The following is a 16,624-nucleotide window of genomic DNA, read 5'->3' as shown; positions in this document are numbered from 1 at the left end:
CCCATCCGGTAGCGTGGGGGCATGAGAGCCCCCGACACCGTGAAGCTGGCCGTCGTGCAGATGCACGTCACGGATCAACTCGAAGACAACGTCACGCGCGCCATCGGTCACGTGCGCAGCGCCGCCGCGCAGGGCGCGCAGGTGATCCTGCTGCCGGAACTGTTCGAGAACCTGTACTTCTGTCAGGTGGAACGCGAGGAGTACTTCGCGCTGGCGCACCCGCTCGAGGGCCACCCGTTCATCGGGCGCTTTCAGGAACTGGCGCGCGAACTGGGCGTCGTGCTGCCCGTCTCTTACTTCGAGGCGGCCGGGCAGGCGCACTACAACAGCCTCGTGTGCATCGACGCGGACGGCACCCTCCTGGGCAACTACCGCAAGACACACATCCCCGACGGCCCCGGTTACGAGGAGAAGTACTACTTCAACCCCGGCGACACCGGCTTCAAGGTCTGGGACACCCGCTATGGGCGCGTGGGCGTGGGCATCTGCTGGGATCAGTGGTACCCGGAAACGGCCCGCGTGATGATGCTTCAGGGTGCGGACTTCCTGCTGTACCCCACCGCCATCGGCAGTGAACCGGCCGAGGTGGAAACCCCGAACAGCCACCACATGTGGCAGCGCGCCATGGTCGGCCACGCCGTGAGCAACAGCACGTACGTGGCCGCCGCCAACCGCATCGGCACCGAGGTCGTGGGCGGCCTGAACCAGACGTACTACGGGCACACCTTCGTCAGCGACTACACCGGCGAGATCGTCGCGGAACTGGCCGAGACCGAGGAAGGCGCCCTGATCCACACCCTGAACATCGCCGAGGCCCGCAAATTCCGCGCCGGGATGGGCTTCTTCCGCGACCGCCGCCCCGAACTGTACGGCCCGCTGCTGACCCTGGACGGCGTGACCCGCAGAGGCTGAACCGGGAGTGGGAAGTGGATCGGCGTCCCCGCCTCCACTCCCTGCTCCCCACTCCCTACTCGCTGGTATCGGGTGCGAGGTTCACGCGGTACAGATGCGGGTGCGGGCCGCCCCGCGCAGCGTAGCGGCCCAGCAGATCGTGCAGGTCGCGTTGCAGGGCCTTGGCATCCTCGCGGGTCAGGTGCAGGGTGCCCCACTCGACGGTCAGGGCGGGCGCCTCTGGACGTAATAGATCGTGCATGTCGAAATGCTCGGCAGTGGGCGTGACGTCCATGACCACGCTGCCCGCGTGGCGGTACAGGCGCACGGCGATGTCCTCTTCACGGCGGACCAGGGGCACGCCGGCCTGCACGACCGCCTGCCGGAAGCGGTCGCTGAAGGTGTCCTCGTGCAGCGAGATCAGGTCTTCCAGGCTGCCCAGCGGGGTCAGGTGGTACGGGATGAGCAGGGCGTCACTGACGGCCCGGTAGTACTTGAGCGGGCGGCCCCGGCGCGCCTCCAGGCGCGTCACGCGGATCAGCCCGGCATCCTGTAGGCGGCCCAGACGGTGGTGCGCGGCGTTCAGGGCCTGCCCGGCAGCGGCGGCCAGCGGGGCGGCGGTCCACTCGCGGGTCATCAGGAGGCGCAGCAGGTCGGTGTAGGCGGGGTTCAGGGCCAGCCGGGCGGCGTGCGGGTCTTCCAGGCGCGTCCAGGCTCGCGGCATGCCCGCAGCGTATCGCAGCGGCGGCCACGTCTACTCGACGCGGGTGCTTGAGGGTCGAGTAGACCGGGGCGCACGCTGGGGCATGACCAATCCGGTGGCAGCCCAGGTGGAGTTCACGCCCGAACAGCAGCGCGTGCAGGCGTCCGTGCAGGCCCTGTGGCACCCGCAGACCCTCCCGGACCCGTACCCGGCGTACGCGGCGCTGCGCGACCTGAACCCGCCCGGGGTGCTGCCCGTGCCGGAATGGGGCATGACCTTCGTCACGTCGCACGCCGTGAACAGCGCCGTGCTGCGCTCCCCGCTGGCGCGCTCGGGAGCCATCATCTCGCAGATGCCGGGCGACACGCAGGGCACCCGACTGCTGCAACCCATGATGCTGTTCCACAACGGCCCCTCGCACGCCCGCCTGCGCGGGCTGGTGCAGGCGGCCTTCACACCGCGCGTGGTCGAGGCGCAGCGCGAACTGGTGCAGGCGGTGCTGAACGACCTGCTGGACGCCCTGCCCACCGACCGGGACGTGGACCTCGTCGCCGGACTGGCCGCGCCCCTGCCGGCCCGCGTGATCATGCGGATGCTGGGCCTGCGCGGCGACGACGAGGCGAAATTCATGCGCTGGACCCAGAGCGTCGCGGACCTGCTGGGCGGCGCGGAAGGCAACCCGGACCTCCTGGCCCGCATCGAGGCGGACGCGAGCGAGATGCGCGCGTACTTCCGTGACCTGGCCGACGAACTGCGCGCCGACCCGCAACCCGGCCTGCTGAGTGCCATGGCCGCCGCGCAGGACGGGGGCGAACGCCTGAGTAGCGACGAACTGCTCTCGAACGCCGTGCTGCTCCTGGCCGCCGGGCACGAAACGACCAGCAACCTGATTCCCGGCGGCCTCCTCGAACTCGCCCGGCAACCCCAGGCCTGGGCCGCCCTGGTCGCCCGCCCCGACCACCCGAACGTCGCGGACGAACTGCTGCGCGTCGTCTCCCCCGTGCAACTCGACGGGCGCACCCTGGCCGGCGACCTCACCACGACCGGCGCGGACGGCCAGCCCATCACCCTCCCGGCCGGCGCGCACGTGCAGACCCTGCTGGCCGCCGCCAACCGCGACCCCGGCGTATTCCCCGACCCCGACCGCATCGACTGGGACCGCCCCAACAGTGCCCGGCACCTCGCCTTCGCCGCCGGCGCGCACTACTGCCTGGGCGCGTCCCTGGCCCGCCTGGAAATCGCGGAAGTGTACGCCGCGCTCGCCCGCCGCTCCCCGAACCTGACCGTCACCGACCCCCACCCCCCATTCAAGGCGAACCTCGTCCTGCGCGGCCCGCAGGAACTCAGGGTCCGGCTCGGGTAGGCCAGTCTCGGATAGGCCAGTCGGCGCATTCCGCCTGCCGGGCCGCCTCGCCTACCCTGGCACATGCCAGACGCCACCCCGGACACCCTGACGCAGATCGCCGCGTACTACGCCCAGGACCGCGAGCATGACCGCCTGACGCGCGGCCTGGGCCTGATCGAGTTCATGCGCACACTGGAGATGCTGTCGCGCCTGCTGCCCCCCGCGCCCGCGACGGTGCTGGACGTGGGGGCAGGTGCGGGCGTGTACGCGCGGGAACTGCTGCGCGCCGGGTACGCCGTGCACGCGCTGGACGCCATGCCCGGTCACGCGGAGCGCCTGCGGGCCGATCCGGCGCTGGCGGGCCTGTCGTCCGTGACGCTGGGGGACGCCCGCGCCCTGCCCTACCCGGATGCCGGGGCGGACGCGGCGCTGCTGCTGGGCCCGCTGTACCACCTGACCGACCCGCGGGACCGCGCCCGCGCACTGGCCGAAGCGGCGCGCGCCGTCCGGCCCGGCGGGGTGGTGCTGGCCGCCGCGATCACCCGCGCCGCCGACATCGCCGGGGACTTCACGAAAGAGGGGGACGCGCTGGACGAGGCGTACGCCCGGCCCATCCGCGAGCACACTTACCGCACCGGCAGGCACCACAACCCCGAACACAGGCGCGGACACTTCACGGACGCGTACTACCATCACCCCCACGAACTCGCGGGGGAACTGACGGGCGCGGGCTTCCGGGACGTGAGCGTGTACGCCGTCGAGGGTCCCGCCGCGCTGCTGCGCGACCCGGACGCCGCCATGCGCGACCCCGCGCGCCGCGAGGGCATCCTGCGCGCCCTGCGCCTGACCGAACGCGACCCGGCCCTGCTGGGCATCAGCCCGCACCTGCTGGCCGCCGGGGTGCGGGCCTGATCCGCCCCCCTGAGCGCTACCGCCCCTCGATCCAGAACACGCCGCCCAAGCCGACGCGGGGCGCGAGGTGCAGGTCGCTGCCGTCCACGAGCAGCGTGGCGCGCAGGGTGGGGCCGGGCTGGTAGGCGCTCAGCAGGCCGTAATGCTGAAGGCGTGGGCTGAATTCCAGGCCCACGGCGGGCGTCCCGGCGGTGAACAGGCGGTGCAGGTGGCGTTCCAGCGCGTCGGCGCGACGCACGCCCCACAGGCCGCGTGCCCGCAGCGGAAGGGCCTGTGCGCGCAGCCAGTCGTTCGTGCCGGTCAGCCAGTCCCACGGGAGCACGGCGCGTTGCCCGCCGCTGGCAGGGACGATGAAGGCCCGCTGGGCGGTCAGCAGTTCGGCGGCCAGGGCGTCGCGCGGCGGCAGGGGCACGTCCAGCCGGTCGGCGTGCCACCGCAGCAGGCACGCGGCGCTCAGGGGACCGCAGCCGACCAACGCGCCGCGCACGGTGCCCTGGCCGCCGTCGTGCGAGGGGCGCGGGCCGGTGAAGGCATGCAGGGTCATGTGGGCAGCGTAGCGGGGTGGGAGGCAGGTTGGCGCAGGTCAACTCTTGAGGCTCGTGTCACGCTGGTGGGGTGACGCTGATACCGCATTCGAAGGAGTGGTACGCACGGCTGGCCCGCGAGCTGGGCGGGTACCGGCACCCCTGGGCGCGGGTGCTGGACGGCCCGGACCCGGAGTTGACGTTCGATGCCCTCCTCACGGAGCGGCTGGGGCCAGCCGTCAGGGTGCTGGAGGCTGGGTACGGGCATGGGCCGGACGCGGCGCGGTTCGGGCCGCTGGCGGGGCGCTGGGCGGCGTTTGACGCAGTGCCGGAGCTGGTGGCGCAGGCGCGCGTGTATGCCCCTCACGCGGACGTGCACGAGTGGAATGCCAAGGGCGAGGTGCCCCCGGACCTGCGCGGTCCCTTCGACCTGATCGTGTCGCGCCGGGGGCCGACGTCGGTGATCCTTCGCCTGCCGGAACTGGCCGCGCCGGGCGCGGAGTTCCTGTACGTGGGGCCGCGCCTGGACGTGCCGCAGGTGCCCGAGCGGCTGGCGGCGGTGGGGTGGGAGGTCCGGGGTGAGTGGCGGGTCAGCGTGAGGGCGCGCGTGCCCACGCGGCAGGACTGGGCGACCCGCTGCGAGTGGATGAACGAGCCGGAGCGCCTCCCCGAATGGGACGCGCACGCGGGGCCGGACGGTCTGCCGTACCGCGAGGAGCGTTACGTGGTGCTGGCCTCAAAGCCCTCGTCAGTGTCGAATCCCTCGTAGCGGGCACCGGTGAAGGACAGGCCGTGCGCGGGCACGTTCGCGCCCGCCTGTGACCGCTGCCGCGAGTGCAGGATGCCCTCGGCCTGCTCGGGGTTCAGGCGGCCCTGCCCGGCCAGCAGGAGCGTGCCGACCAGTCCGCGCACCATGTGCCGCAGGAAGCTCTCGCCGCGCACATGGATTTCCCAGATCAGCGGGCCGGGCTGCACGCGCAGCAGCCTCAGTTCGCGCACGGTCTGGCGGTCTTCCTGGGTGGCGAACGCGGCGAAGTCGTGCGTGCCGGTCAGGGCGGTGGCGGCGGCGTTCATGGCACCTGGGTTCAGGGGCTGCGGGACGTGCAGGGCGCGGCCATGCCACAGCGGGTGCCGCTGCGGGTGCACCAGCAGGCGGTACACGTACTGCCGCTCGGTGCACGAGAACCGCGCGTGGAACCCGGCGGGCGCCTCGGCGGCGTGCAGGACGGCCACCGTGGGCGGCAGGTGGGCGTTCAGCGCGCGGGCCAGTTTCGGGGCGGGCACGCGGAAGGTGTCGGGCACGTCCACGTGCACGGGCATGGCCTCGGCGTGCACGCCGGCGTCCGTGCGGCCGGCCGCGACGGGCCGGAACTCACCGCCGCCCAGCCGGGCCAGCGCGCCGTGCAGGGTGTCCTGCACGCTGGGCAGCGCCGGCTGGGACTGCCAGCCCGCGTAGGGCGCGCCGTCCCAGGCGACGTGCAGCAGCAGGCGGCGGTGCCCGTCGGGGGGGCGGTAGTCCGGGCGGGTCATGGGCGCCTAGCGGTTCAGGGCGCGGCCGAAGCTCTGCGCGGCTCGGAGTTTCATGTCCTCGACGGCGTTCCAGTCGGGCACGACGCGCCGCAGGGCTTCCTCGGCCACCTGTTCGGCGTTCAGGTCGGTGGGGTGGGCGGGCGCGCCGGCGTCGGCGCAGAAGCCCTGCACCTTGGGGTCGTAGGCGACGCCGCTGAAGGGCGTGCCGGTCGCGGCGGCCAGGATCACGGCGTGCAGGCGCACCCCGATCACGTACCCGCTGGCGGCGATGGCGTCCAGCGCGACCTGCGGGTCGCGGGTGCTGATCACGTCGTTCGCGCCGAGGCTGTGGGCGGCCTCGTCGTCGTGGTCGGGCATGAAGCTCAGGGCGGTGACGTGGCGGCCCTCGGCCTGCAGGCGGCGGATCACGTCCCTGAGTTTCGCGGTGGCGTCGGTCACGTCGCCGCGCGGGGCGACGATCACGCGTTTCAGGTCGCGCACGGTGGGCGCGGCGCTCAGCAGCAGGGCGGGGTCGCCGCCCAGTTCAGCGCGCACGCCCAGGCTGCCCAGGGTGTCCAGGCTGCCCTGGTCGCGCACGATGACGGTCACGCCGCGCAGCGCGCGGGCCACGCGGCGGCCGCCCTGTTCGCTCAGGGGGCCGACGCTCTGGTTGAACACGACCACCCGGCGGCCCATGAATTTCGCGAGGCGGATGATCGCCAGGTAGTACGTGAGCGTGCGTGCACTCGTCTTGTCCTGAAGCAGGCCGCCCCCGCCGGACAGCAGCACGCGCGAGCGCATGAGCGCGCCCAGCACGGCGGCGGGTTTCATGCGTTCGGCGCTCTGGCAGTCGTAGGTGCGGGCGGTCTCGGCGGGGGTGTTCGACAGCAGCAGCGGCTCGGCGCTGTACTTGCGCAGTTCGCGGGTGATGGCCAGGGCGATGGCCTCGTCACCGGTGTTCCCGAAGCCGTAGTAGCCGCTGACGGTGACGGTGGTGCGGGTCATGCGTTCACCGGCCGCGCGCCGTACGTGTGCCACAGGCGCAGCGCCGTGCGGACCAGCCAGATGCCGATCAGACCGGCGATCAATCCGATGCCCAGGCCCAGGAAGCAGCGGGTGGCGCTGATCAGCAGCGGCGTGTGGAAGTGAGAGAAGGTGTTCAGGATGCTGGACTGACCGACCACGCCGCCCAGGATCAGCATCGCGCCGAAGTAACCGGGCAGCGCGCCGCTCAGGCCGATGAGGCCCAGCGGGTGTCCGGCCATCTCCTTGAAGCGCGGGCGCACGAGGCTGTCCTGCAGGTCCTGGCGGATGCGGGCCTCGGTGTCGCTGACGCTGGCGCCGGTGGCGTTCCCGCGCCGCAGGAACACCAGCGCGAACACGGCCAGCGCCAGGCCCATCACGACCACGTCACCCAGCTTGATGGGCGCTTTGTAGATGTCCCGCGCGGTCTGCCGCAGGTCCTGGCGGGGCAGGAAGCTCAGGGCGACCAGCAGCAGCGGCAGCGCCAGGGTCAGGCCCACGCCCCGGAACGGTTCGAGGCCCAACACGCTGTCACGGTTCGCGCCGAGCGCCGAGACGAACAGCACGCCGCACAGGCTCAGGCCGGTCGCGATGAACCAGTCGGTCACGCGGGCGCGGCGCAGCACCATGCCCAGCGCGGGGAAGGTCACGGCGGCGATCAGCGCGCCGCCCGCGAAGGGATCGAAGCGGTTCAGACCCAGGGCCAGCGCGCCGCTCGCGGCGGCGACCAGCAGGCCCAGGCGGACCAGCGGGAAGCTCAGGCCCAGCAGCAGCAGCGCCGCGACCGGCCCGATCAGGCTCAGGAGGCGCAGCACTGTGTTCTCGGCGAAGGGCGTGATGACCGGCTCGGCGATCTTCACGCCGGACTTGCCCAGCAGTTCGGTGGTACGCGTCAGCAGGTCCTCGGTCTCGTTGATGGTCGGGTAGGGGCGCAGGTACAGCAGGCGCATGGAGCGCTCGCGGGCCGCGAGGTTGTACTTGCTGGCCAGCGTGATGGGGTCCAGGCGGTTCTGCCACGCGGGGTTCACGCTGAACGCGCGGGCCGCGCCGTGCGTGGCGATCAGGGTGTCCAGGCCACGCTGCGGGGTCGCCTCGATCAGCGCGGGAATGCGTTTGCCCATGCGTTCGTTGATCCGGGCGAGCAGTTCCGGCGTGCGCGCCCCGATGACTTCCTCGCCGTTGAAGGCGATGAACGGCACGTCCGGCCAGTCCGCGCCGGGGTCGCGCAGGGCGTCGTCGGCGTACGGGCGGTACACGATCATGTACCCCTTGGCCTTCAGTTCGCTGATCAGGGCGGCGTTCGGGCCGGTCGGCAGGAAGGTGGGGTCGGTGGGCCACTCGGTCCAGGTGAACCCGCCGACCTGCACCTGCCGGGTCGGAATGGTGAAGCGGGCAGGCAGGCCCTCGGCCACGCCGGGCTTCAGGGACCGCAGGTACACGTTCTGCGGGTTCACGGCCGCGCCGGGAAAGTCGGCTTTCAGGTCCGCGCCGCTGCGCTGGTACACCTCGCCACGCTGCACGAGGTTCCCGATCACGTCCTCGTAGATGGCGACGCTGTTCACGCCCAGTTTCTGGTAGCGGTCCATCAGCGCCTGCGGTTCCAGACCGAACCGGCGGGCCTGCGTGGCCACGGCCGGGTAATCCATGACCAGCGCGGCCGTCTTCTCGCCTCGTTCGTAGTTCACGCGCCCGACGGCCAGCAGCAGCGCCGGAATCAGGGACAGCAGGATCAGGCCCAGCAGCGCCGGAGTCCAGGGGTGACGGGACGGCGGCGGAACGGTCATTCCGCCCTGGGCAGGCGCGTCGCGGGTGGGGGCAGCATCGGTCACAGGCACATCCTAAAGGGGAGAAACAGCGGGAACGGGAAGCGGGTCAGATCGGCGGGCGGGGCCGGGCAGCGGTTCATGCTGCGGCGGCCCCGCCCGCCGGGTCGTCCATCCAAAGGAGCGTCTGGCTCAGGGAGTGTCCGGCGCGGGTAGACGCCGGCGCCAGCCGGGCGGGCCGCGTCAGATGGTGGTGCGGATGCGGGCGGCCAGCATGTCCAGCGCCGGTTCGTTCATGCCGCCGTGCGGGATGATCACGTCCGCGTAGCGTTTGGTGGGTTCCACGAAACTCAGGTGCATGGGCCGCACGTACTCCAGGTACTGCTCAATCACACTTTCGGGCGTCCGGCCGCGTTCCTGCGTGTCGCGCAGCAGGCGGCGGATGAAGCGCACGTCGGCGTCGGCATCCACGAACACTTTCAGGTGCATGCGGGCGCGCAACGCCTCGTCGTACAGCGCGAAGAATCCCTCCAGCACCACGACCGGGCCGGGCAGGACCTTGGTGGTCTGCGCCGAGCGGGTGTGGTTCGTGAAGTCGTACTCGGGCATGTCGATGGGCACGCCGGACAGCAGGGCGTCCACGTGCCGGCCCAGCAGCGCCCAGTCGAACGCGGCGGGGTGGTCGTAATTGGTTTTCAGGCGGGACTCGAAGGGAATGTCGTCCTGGTTGCGGTAGTAGTTGTCCTGGTTCAGGACGGCCACGCCCTCGCGCCCGACCGTTTCGATCACGCGGCGGGTCACGGTGGTCTTGCCGCTGCCGGAACCGCCGGCCACGCCGATCATGAACGGAACGCTCACGCGCTCCTCCCGCCGCCGCCCAGACCGCCAGTCGAGCAGGCACCCAGACTGCCGATCAGGTCAATGCGGCGCTCGGCCATGCGGCGCGCCACGACGTGCGTGGCCTTGCCGTACTGCTCGGCGACGCCCGTGATGCGGTTGACGGTCTGGTAGATGCGCTCGGCCGACTGGTTCATGTCGAGGCCCGTGGCGGCCGAGATCAGCCCCGCAGAGTTGATGGCGAAGTCTGGCATGTACACGATTCCGGCCTCCTTGACGGCCTCCTCACCCCGGCGGGTCAGGGGGTGGTGCTCGCCACCGGCGATCAGGCGGCACTGCAGGCGCGGCACGTCCTGACTGCGGATGGTGTGCCCGTACCCGCAGGGGGCCAGGATGTCGCACGGCGCGTCCAGCAGTTCATGGCACCCCACGACGGTCACGCCGCTCAGCGAGTCGGCCAGGGCCTGCGCGCGCTCCGGGCGGTCGTCGGCCACGGTCAGGCGGGCGCCCTCGCGGTGCAGGTGAACGGCCAGCGCGCGGCCGACTGCCCCGACGCCCATGATGGCCACGCGCACGCCGCGCATGCTCTCGGAGCCCAGGGCGTGCCGGGCGGCGGCTTTCATGCCCCGGTACACGCCGTACCCGGTGACGGAGCTGGTGTCGGTGTGCATGCCCAGCGTGGACCCGGTTTCCTGCGCCACGAAGGCAATGTCGGCCGGGCTGACCCCGATGTCCTCGGTCAGGACCACCCGGGACTCCATGGGCCGCACCTGCCGGCCCAGCGCGCGGAACAGCGCTTCTCTGGCGTGCGGGTCTTCCACGCCGGATTCCGGCATCATCAGGACGCACGCGCCGCCGCCGTAGTTCAGTCCGGCCAGCGCAGCTTTCAGGGTCAGGCTTTCCGAGAGCGCCAGCGCGCCCCGCACGGCCAGTTCTTCATCCTGTTCTCGTAACCTCACGCCGGCAATGGCGGGCCCCAGCACCGTCGAGTGAATCGCCAGTGCGGCGCGCAGGCCACTGGGAGCGTGGTGCAATAACGTCAGGGCTTCATGCCCGCGTGACTGCATCTCCTCAAGTATTAGCATTCGGGACTCCTGTGCCGCCCCCGCCCGCCACTGCTGCGGCGCGCGGTAACGCCCCGTAGCCTACCACCGCGCCCGCCGCCGCAACAGCGGCCTGTGGGGGGATGTGCAGGGCCTCCTGACCACACCCCTGCGCGCCGTGTGACCAGCCCGCCGGGGCCCGCCGGCAACGGTGTGAAAGAACGCTGTCAGACGCCCCTCGTCACCCTGCAACCATGCTCATGCTGGTCTCTCGCCCGGCCTTCCGCGTGGTTCACTGTAACCACGTGGAAAAACTTGGCGTTCCGGCGGACTGGAGTCCCTTACAATGGGGCGCACAAAGGGGGAATTGAATGGAACGGATTGCTCCGCTCGCCAAAATTCTGGCAGAAGCGAACGGGATTGACTGGCAGAAACTCAACGGGACCGGGAGCGGCGGGATGATCGTCGAACAGGACATCCTGAATTACCTCTCCCGCGTCATGAGCGGCGAGGAAGATCCGCCCAGCACGCCCGTGGACCCCACCCCCGCCGGCTGGACCGGGGATGAAATCCCCAGCGCCGACATGCTGAACAAGGCCGGCATGAACGCCGACATGCTCAGCCGCGCGGGCGTCGATACCGACATCACCGCGTTCGTCGAGCAGGCGCGCACCGCCTCGCCGCAGGTGCCCGCCACCCCGGCCGCCAGCACCCTGGCCGACGAGGACCTGGAATTCGAACTGGACGACGAGGACAGTGCGCCCGACGCGCCCGCCCCGGCCTTCAGTACCCCCAGCTTCACGGACCCCGCCCCCATGCCGGCGGCCCCCGTGGCACCGGCCGTGCCGGAAGTGACGGCCCCTGCCTTCGCCACGCCGGTCTTCTCGGCGCCGATGCCCACTGCGCCCGAACCTGTCATGCAGGCGCCGGTCACTCCTGAGCCCGTCATGCAGGTGCCCGTGGTGGAAGCCCCCCGCATGGAAGCCCCTGTCATCGAAGCCCCTGTCATGGAGGCTCCCGTCGTGGAAGCACCTGTCATGGAGACTCCCGTCGTGGAGGCCCCGGTCATGGAGGCGGTGGCACCGCAGGCCCCTGCCGCTCCGCAGGTCGCCGACATTGCCGCGCCCGCCGCCGCGACCGGACTGGCCGCCGGCCTGGGCAGTCTGCTCTCGCGCCTGTACCAGAAACCCGCGCCGGAAGCCGCCTCGCAGGCCACCACGCCTGACATCACTGCGCCTGACATCAACACGCCCGCCTTCACGGCACCCGTGGCAGCCGAGCCGGAAGTCACCGCACCCCCGGTCCACCTGCCCGATCTGACGACACCCGCCGCGCAGATTCCGGATGCGCAGACCCCGGATGTGCAGGTTGCGGCGGAAGCGGAGCCCACCAGCGTGCCCGCCTTCCACTTCGACCCCACCCCGGCCGCCCAGACCCCCGCTGCCCAGCCGGAAGTGCCGGCAACCATGCCCGAGCCTGAACAGACCGGGACGCCCGCCATGCCCACCTGGACGGATGGCCGTGAGGCCGACGATCACGCCTGGACGGAACCGACCCAGACGGAACAGACCCAGGCCGCAGCACCTGCCACAGACGCGGCGCCCCTTGAAGACGCGGCGCCCGTTGCGGAAATCGCTCCCGTCGAGGCCGCGAGCACCGGGGACGTCACGACCGATGAAATGCCGGTTGAAGTGGCAGAGGCGGCCCCCGCAGCCGCAGAAGACACGGTGGACGCCAGCCCCACCGAGCAGGCACCCGTCGAGGAAGCGCCGATTGAAGCCGCTCCGGTCGAGCCTGACCCCGTGGACGAGCCCGCAGAAGAGCCCGCCGCAGAGCCCGTGTCCGCACAGGAGCCCGTCGAAGAGGTCGAAGCGGAGGTCACCGCGCCCGTGGCGGCTGAACTGACGCCCGCAGCGGACGACGCACAGGACACGGAATCTGGAGAAGCTCCGGTTGAGGAGCTTCAGCCCGAGCCTGCGCAGGAACCCCAGGTGCTGGTCGCGCCGGTCGCGGTGGCCGATACCAACTCCACGCAGGTCGTGCACGCGCAGGGCGAGGGCAGCCCGGCGAACGCCGTGTGGTTCGGCGCGTACCTGCGCCGCGACGCGAACGTGACCGCGCTGCATGACCTGCAGGGTCAGGTCAGCGCCGCGCTGGATCAGGCGCTTCCGCTGGGCCTGCTGGTCGCCCGCGCCGCGCAGCGTCACGCGGACACCCTGAGCCTCGGCAGCGTGGCCGTGCAGGGCGAGAGCCACGCGCACACGGTCGGGACCGGCAGCCTGCGTGACGCGCTGGCGCAGCTGGACACCGCGTACGACGGCGACACCCCGGACCTGCTGATCGTGGACGCTGGCGCGCACGGTCTGGATGACCTGCACTACCCGCACACCCTGACCCTCAGCGTGGGCCGCATGCAGAATGGCCGCGCTCCGCTGAGCCTGAACGGTGACGTGGACGCCGCCCGCGCCGCGAAGTTCCTGGCCCAGGTGGCCGAGGCGCTGGAACAGCCCATCCTGCTGGTGCTCTAAGCGCCCGCAACGTAAAGAACCGCCCCACGTTACGGGGCGGTTCTTTTGCGTTGTGCCTGAATTCGCTGTGCCTGAGCAGGAAGGGGGTCAACCTTCTGCCCACCTCCCTGGTTACGCCTCGGTGCCCAGGTGCTCTTTGGCCCAGCCGTAGAATTCCGGTTTATAGAATTCCAGGCGCACTTTCTTGTATTCCTTCGTGGAGTACAGGATGTCGTGGGCGACGCCCTGCGCGACTTCCTGTTCGATGGCGTTGATCTTCCCGAAGGCTTCTTCCTTGCTGCGGCCGTGGACCATGGTGAAGATGGTGTAGGGCCATTCGGGGTAGGTGGGGCGCAGGTAGCAGTGCGAGACGGCCTTGAATTCGGCCATCTGGCGGCCGACCTCGGCCACGCTGTCCTGCGGGACGGCCCAGACGCCCATGGCGTTGAAGGTGAAGCCGGCTTTCTGGTGGCGGAACACGGCGGACACGCGGCGCAGCGCTCCGGCGGCTTTCATCTTCTCGGCGTGTGCGGCGACCTCATCGATGCTCAGGCCCAGGGCGGCGCAGGCGTCGGCGTAGGGTTCCTCGGTGACGGGCAGGTCCTTCTGGAATTCCGTGACGAAGGCCCGGTCGAGGTCCGTGACCGCGTAGCCGATGTTGCGCTGCTCGCTGGTGTACTGGGGTTTGGCCTTGGCGTTCCAGTCTTCCTTGCCGGTCATGTCGAATTCCACGCCGATCTTGAACAGGTGCAGGGTGGGCATCAGGCGGGTCAGGCGCGCGCCGCTGAGTTCGTGGAGTTTCTGCACGTGCGCCTCAAGGTCGCTTTCGGGCGGCACGGCGATGGTGTACCAGAGGTTGAAGCTGTGGTTGCGTTTGTAGTTGTGGCTGACGCCGGGGTGCTGGTTCACGATCTCGGCCCCGGCGTCGAGCTGGTCCTCGTCGTGCACGGCGGCCACGAGGCTGCTCTGGTAGCCCAGGGTGCGGGTGTCGAAGATGGCGCTGACCTGCCGCAGCACGCCCTCTGCTTTCACCTCACGCAGGATGCTCAGGGCCTCGGCTTCGGTCAGGCCGACGTCCTGGGCGATGACGGCGTAGGGCCGCCGGGTGATGGGGATGTCGCGTTGAATACGGTTCAGGAGCTGCTCGCGTGGCGTGGGGGCAGGCTTGGGCGCGGCGGCGGGTGCGGTCATGTCTGCACAATACGCGCCGGCGGGGCGGCGAAACGTCCCCGAACGAACGGTCAGGCGGGTGCAGTGGGGGCTGGTGTGGGCGCACAATGGCGGACATGGTAACGGCAATCGTGATGGTGCAGGCAGAGCGGCAGCGGGTGCAGGAGACGGCCGAGGCGCTGGCAGGCGTGCCGGGCGTGCGCGAGGTGTACTCCGTGACGGGCGAGTGGGACATCGTGGCGATCCTGAAACTCGCCCGCTACGAGGACCTGGACGACGTGGTGACCGGCCACCTGCGCAAGGTCGAGGGCATCGCGCGCACGCAGACGATGCTGGCGTTCCGCACGTACAACGAGGCGCTGCTGGATCAGGGGTTCGGGGTAGGACTCGACGAGAGCCAGGAGCGTTAGAGGGTAGGCACAGCGGGTTTAAGAAGTCTTTAGAGGCCTGCGGGTTTTGTGACCTGCCCTACCTGTGCCTCCTGGGGCGGCGGGTACGTTGACCGTATGACCCGCACACTGCTTCTGCCTGCCCTGCTTCTGGGCGCCGCCCTGTCCAGCGCCGCGTCCGCCAAGCCCATCGTGGTGGGCAGCAAACTCGACCCCGAAGCGCAGATTCTGGGTCAGATGATCGTCCTGACCCTGAAGAACGCGGGCCTGGACGTGACCGACCGCACGAACCTGGGGGATACCGGCGTGAACCGCAAGGCGATCCTGGCGGGCGAAATCGACGTGTACCCCGAGTACACCGGCAACGCCGTGTACCTGTTCCCGAAGGCGAAGATCACGGCCAAGCAGGCGGGCAACACCGGCACCATCTACGGGCTGGCGCGTCAGCTGGACAGCAAGAACGGCGTCACGTGGCTCAAGCCTGCCGCCGTGAACAACACCTGGGTGATCGCGGTGCCCGAGGCCCTGGCGAAGAGCGCCAGGCTGGGCACGGTCGCGGACCTCGCCCGCTACGTGAACGGCGGCGGCAAGCTGAAACTGGCGGGCAGCCCCGAGTTCTTCAACCGGCCCGACACCATGCCGGCCTTTGAAGAGGCGTACGGCTTCAAGCTCAAGGCCGACCAGAAGCTGATCCTGGCGGGCGCCACGCCCCCCCAGACGCAGCAGGCCGCCGCGAACGGCACGAACGGCGTGAACGCCGCCATGGCCTACGGCACGGACGGCACGCTGGCCGCGCTGAAGATGGTGGCCCTGAAGGACCCCAAGGGCGCGCAGGCGGTGTACCAGCCGTCCCCGATCATCCGCACGGCGACCCTGAAAGCCAACCCGCAGATTGAGGCGATCCTGAACAGGACCTTCGCCACGCTGTCCCAGTCGACCATGCAGGGCCTGAACGCCAAGGTGGCGCTGGAAGGCCGCACGGCGCAGGCCGTGGCGCAGGAGTACCTGAAAGCCAAAGGGCTGATCAAGTAACCGCCGTGGGTCAGGGCGCTGCACTGGGGTGGGCCGGCCGGAGTTTCTTTCCGCGCTGGGACTTTCCCCACCCGCGTGCGGGCCGTCCATGAGTAATCCGGGGAACAGGGGGGTGGGAGCCGAGAGGCTGCCTGCCCCCTCTTCTGCTGGCCCTGCCTCTGCCGGCCGGTCAGGTGCGGGCGCGCGGGGCGACGTTCAGGCGGTGCTGGCCCTGGCTGCCCTGCCGATGCTGGCGGGGGCGTGGTTGCCGTGGGTGCTGCTGCGCCCCAACCGCCTCGCACCGGGCGAGTACCTGCGCCTGCCGCCCGTGTGGATGGCGGCGCTGCTGGTGCTGGCGCTGCTCCCACTCGCAGTGGCCCGCTGGCGGCCTGCGCTGACCTGGGTGCCGGCCACCCTGGCGCTGCTGCTGGCCGTGTGGTTGCTGGGCACCCGCACGGGCGCGGCTCTGGTCGGGCAGGCGGACTTCGCGCGGGCCAGTGCCGCCAGCGGCGCGTGGTTGACGCTGCTGGGTGCGGGCGTGGCCCTGTACGGGTCGCGGCTGTGTACCCGCGCGGCGGGCGGTCCCGCCTGGACCGGGCTGCTGTGGGTGGCAGGACTGGCGGCGCTGCTGCTGACCGGCACGCTGTCGAGCTGGTCGGTGCTGGTCGAGGGCCGGAGCGAGGGACCGCGCTGGGTGCAGGAACTCGCGCAGCATCTGCGGCTGGTCGGCACGGCGCTGGGGCTGGCCGTCCTGATCGGCGCGCCGCTGGCCGTATGGGCGTCCGGGCGCGAGCGGGTGGCGGGGGCCGTGCTGGGCGTGGCGAACGCCGTGCAGACCATTCCCAGCCTGGCGCTGCTGGGCCTGCTGATCGCGCCGCTCTCGGCCCTGGCGAACGCCTTCCCGGCGCTGCGGGAGGCGGGCGTGAGTGGCATCGGGGTCACCCCGGCCCTGACGGCCATGACCCTGTACGCGCTGCTGCCGGTACTGAGAAACGGC

Annotated in this window: 16 protein-coding genes and 1 pseudogene (1 of these 17 cut by a window edge); 8 read left to right on the top strand and 9 right to left on the bottom strand. The window is 70.9% G+C overall.

Annotated elements, in window-relative coordinates; genetic code table 11:
* Window positions 1–21: 21 nt before the first annotated feature.
* Entirely contained in the window at window positions 22–912 is an 891-nt protein-coding gene (aguB, locus tag M8445_RS05215; RefSeq protein WP_273990170.1) for an N-carbamoylputrescine amidase, read from the top strand.
* A 55-nt stretch (window positions 913–967) separates the two neighbouring features.
* Here the strand turns inward: aguB and M8445_RS05210 are convergent, their stop codons facing one another.
* On the bottom strand, window positions 968–1,615 hold the full coding sequence (locus M8445_RS05210; protein ID WP_273990167.1) for a hypothetical protein: 648 nt from the start codon (window positions 1,613–1,615) through the stop codon (window positions 968–970).
* 82 nt (window positions 1,616–1,697) lie between these two features.
* On the opposite strand from M8445_RS05210, the gene M8445_RS05205 reads away from it, so the two are divergent.
* A complete protein-coding gene (locus M8445_RS05205) occupies window positions 1,698–2,957 on the top strand; it encodes a cytochrome P450 (RefSeq protein ID WP_273990166.1) in 1,260 nt (419 codons plus the stop codon).
* A gap of 63 nt (window positions 2,958–3,020) precedes the next feature.
* Window positions 3,021–3,851, top strand: coding sequence for a class I SAM-dependent methyltransferase (locus M8445_RS05200; RefSeq protein WP_273990165.1), 831 nt, complete (start codon window positions 3,021–3,023; stop codon window positions 3,849–3,851).
* A gap of 16 nt (window positions 3,852–3,867) precedes the next feature.
* Here the strand turns inward: M8445_RS05200 and M8445_RS05195 are convergent, their stop codons facing one another.
* Window positions 3,868–4,395 carry a hypothetical protein gene (locus M8445_RS05195; protein ID WP_273990164.1) on the bottom strand — a complete coding sequence of 176 codons (528 nt, stop codon included), beginning with the start codon at window positions 4,393–4,395 and terminating at the stop codon, window positions 3,868–3,870.
* Between the two features lie 71 nt (window positions 4,396–4,466).
* Here M8445_RS05195 and M8445_RS05190 point away from each other — a divergent pair, with 71 nt between their 5' ends.
* On the top strand, window positions 4,467–5,144 hold the full coding sequence (locus M8445_RS05190; protein WP_273990163.1) for a class I SAM-dependent methyltransferase: 678 nt from the start codon (window positions 4,467–4,469) through the stop codon (window positions 5,142–5,144).
* Here M8445_RS05190 and truA read toward each other — a convergent pair.
* The 5 genes from truA to M8445_RS05165 form a co-directional block, all read right to left on the bottom strand.
* On the bottom strand, window positions 5,096–5,905 hold the full coding sequence (gene truA, locus M8445_RS05185) for a tRNA pseudouridine(38-40) synthase TruA (RefSeq protein WP_273990162.1): 810 nt from the start codon (window positions 5,903–5,905) through the stop codon (window positions 5,096–5,098). The two genes, M8445_RS05190 and truA, sit on opposite strands and share 49 nt — an antisense overlap.
* Window positions 5,906–5,911: 6 nt before the next feature.
* Window positions 5,912–6,889 (bottom strand): polysaccharide pyruvyl transferase CsaB, encoded by a 978-nt coding sequence (csaB, locus tag M8445_RS05180; RefSeq protein ID WP_273990161.1) that lies wholly within the window; start codon window positions 6,887–6,889, stop codon window positions 5,912–5,914.
* The gene (locus tag M8445_RS05175; protein WP_273990837.1) at window positions 6,886–8,691 is read right to left on the bottom strand and encodes a DUF5693 family protein; all 1,806 of its coding nucleotides are present in this window, start codon (window positions 8,689–8,691) and stop codon (window positions 6,886–6,888) included. Before M8445_RS05175 ends, csaB begins: the two co-directional genes overlap by 4 nt.
* 222 nt (window positions 8,692–8,913) lie before the next feature.
* Window positions 8,914–9,513 carry a uridine kinase gene (gene udk, locus M8445_RS05170; RefSeq protein ID WP_273990836.1) on the bottom strand — a complete coding sequence of 200 codons (600 nt, stop codon included), beginning with the start codon at window positions 9,511–9,513 and terminating at the stop codon, window positions 8,914–8,916.
* 11 nt (window positions 9,514–9,524) lie between these two features.
* Window positions 9,525–10,592, bottom strand: coding sequence for a Glu/Leu/Phe/Val dehydrogenase family protein (locus tag M8445_RS05165; protein WP_273990160.1), 1,068 nt, complete (start codon window positions 10,590–10,592; stop codon window positions 9,525–9,527).
* Between the two features lie 329 nt (window positions 10,593–10,921).
* On the opposite strand from M8445_RS05165, the pseudogene M8445_RS18325 reads away from it, so the two are divergent.
* A pseudogene (locus tag M8445_RS18325) lies at window positions 10,922–11,020 on the top strand (E3 binding domain-containing protein); the annotation flags it as partial.
* A gap of 14 nt (window positions 11,021–11,034) precedes the next feature.
* Here M8445_RS18325 and M8445_RS18320 read toward each other — a convergent pair.
* The gene (locus M8445_RS18320) at window positions 11,035–11,559 is read right to left on the bottom strand and encodes a hypothetical protein (protein WP_420704101.1); all 525 of its coding nucleotides are present in this window, start codon (window positions 11,557–11,559) and stop codon (window positions 11,035–11,037) included.
* A 1,630-nt stretch (window positions 11,560–13,189) separates the two neighbouring features.
* A complete protein-coding gene (gene ahbA / locus M8445_RS05155) occupies window positions 13,190–14,248 on the bottom strand; it encodes a siroheme decarboxylase subunit alpha (RefSeq protein WP_273990158.1) in 1,059 nt (352 codons plus the stop codon).
* Window positions 14,249–14,343: 95 nt separating this feature from the next.
* Between ahbA and M8445_RS05150 the strand changes: the two genes are divergently transcribed.
* The 3 genes from M8445_RS05150 to M8445_RS05140 all read left to right on the top strand — a co-directional run.
* Window positions 14,344–14,637, top strand: coding sequence for an Lrp/AsnC family transcriptional regulator (locus M8445_RS05150; RefSeq protein ID WP_273990157.1), 294 nt, complete (start codon window positions 14,344–14,346; stop codon window positions 14,635–14,637).
* 96 nt (window positions 14,638–14,733) lie between these two features.
* Window positions 14,734–15,648 carry a glycine betaine ABC transporter substrate-binding protein gene (locus tag M8445_RS05145; RefSeq protein WP_273990156.1) on the top strand — a complete coding sequence of 305 codons (915 nt, stop codon included), beginning with the start codon at window positions 14,734–14,736 and terminating at the stop codon, window positions 15,646–15,648.
* 202 nt (window positions 15,649–15,850) lie between these two features.
* A protein-coding gene (locus M8445_RS05140; RefSeq protein ID WP_273990155.1) for an ABC transporter permease crosses the window boundary here: on the top strand, window positions 15,851–16,624 show its 5' portion. The gene runs 342 nt beyond the window's last position; the window shows 774 of its 1,116 coding nt (coding positions 1–774); it begins with the start codon at window positions 15,851–15,853; its stop codon lies off the right edge, out of view.

It is taken from the genome of Deinococcus aquaticus (assembly GCF_028622095.1).
Taxonomy (GTDB): Bacteria; Deinococcota; Deinococci; order Deinococcales; family Deinococcaceae; genus Deinococcus; species Deinococcus aquaticus.
The sequence above is the reverse complement of the archived record's forward strand: the minus strand, read 5'-3'. Positions and strand labels throughout refer to the sequence as shown.

What these genes read in the sequence shown, in the direction of transcription:
- udk (WP_273990836.1), bottom strand. Translation starts at nt 9,513, where the DNA reads ATGATCGGCGTGGCCGGCGGTTCCGGCAGCGGCAAGACCACCGTGACC.
- M8445_RS05175 (WP_273990837.1), bottom strand. Translation starts at nt 8,691, where the DNA reads ATGACCGTTCCGCCGCCGTCCCGTCACCCCTGGACTCCGGCGCTGCTG.
- M8445_RS05145 (WP_273990156.1), top strand. Translation starts at nt 14,734, where the DNA reads ATGACCCGCACACTGCTTCTGCCTGCCCTGCTTCTGGGCGCCGCCCTG.
- csaB (WP_273990161.1), bottom strand. Translation starts at nt 6,889, where the DNA reads ATGACCCGCACCACCGTCACCGTCAGCGGCTACTACGGCTTCGGGAAC.
- M8445_RS05165 (WP_273990160.1), bottom strand. Translation starts at nt 10,592, where the DNA reads ATGCTAATACTTGAGGAGATGCAGTCACGCGGGCATGAAGCCCTGACG.
- M8445_RS05205 (WP_273990166.1), top strand. Translation starts at nt 1,698, where the DNA reads ATGACCAATCCGGTGGCAGCCCAGGTGGAGTTCACGCCCGAACAGCAG.
- M8445_RS05150 (WP_273990157.1), top strand. Translation starts at nt 14,344, where the DNA reads ATGGTAACGGCAATCGTGATGGTGCAGGCAGAGCGGCAGCGGGTGCAG.
- M8445_RS05210 (WP_273990167.1), bottom strand. Translation starts at nt 1,615, where the DNA reads ATGCCGCGAGCCTGGACGCGCCTGGAAGACCCGCACGCCGCCCGGCTG.
- M8445_RS05200 (WP_273990165.1), top strand. Translation starts at nt 3,021, where the DNA reads ATGCCAGACGCCACCCCGGACACCCTGACGCAGATCGCCGCGTACTAC.
- aguB (WP_273990170.1), top strand. Translation starts at nt 22, where the DNA reads ATGAGAGCCCCCGACACCGTGAAGCTGGCCGTCGTGCAGATGCACGTC.
- M8445_RS05195 (WP_273990164.1), bottom strand. Translation starts at nt 4,395, where the DNA reads ATGACCCTGCATGCCTTCACCGGCCCGCGCCCCTCGCACGACGGCGGC.
- M8445_RS18320 (WP_420704101.1), bottom strand. Translation starts at nt 11,559, where the DNA reads ATGACAGGGGCTTCGATGACAGGGGCTTCCATGCGGGGGGCTTCCACC.
- truA (WP_273990162.1), bottom strand. Translation starts at nt 5,905, where the DNA reads ATGACCCGCCCGGACTACCGCCCCCCCGACGGGCACCGCCGCCTGCTG.
- ahbA (WP_273990158.1), bottom strand. Translation starts at nt 14,248, where the DNA reads ATGACCGCACCCGCCGCCGCGCCCAAGCCTGCCCCCACGCCACGCGAG.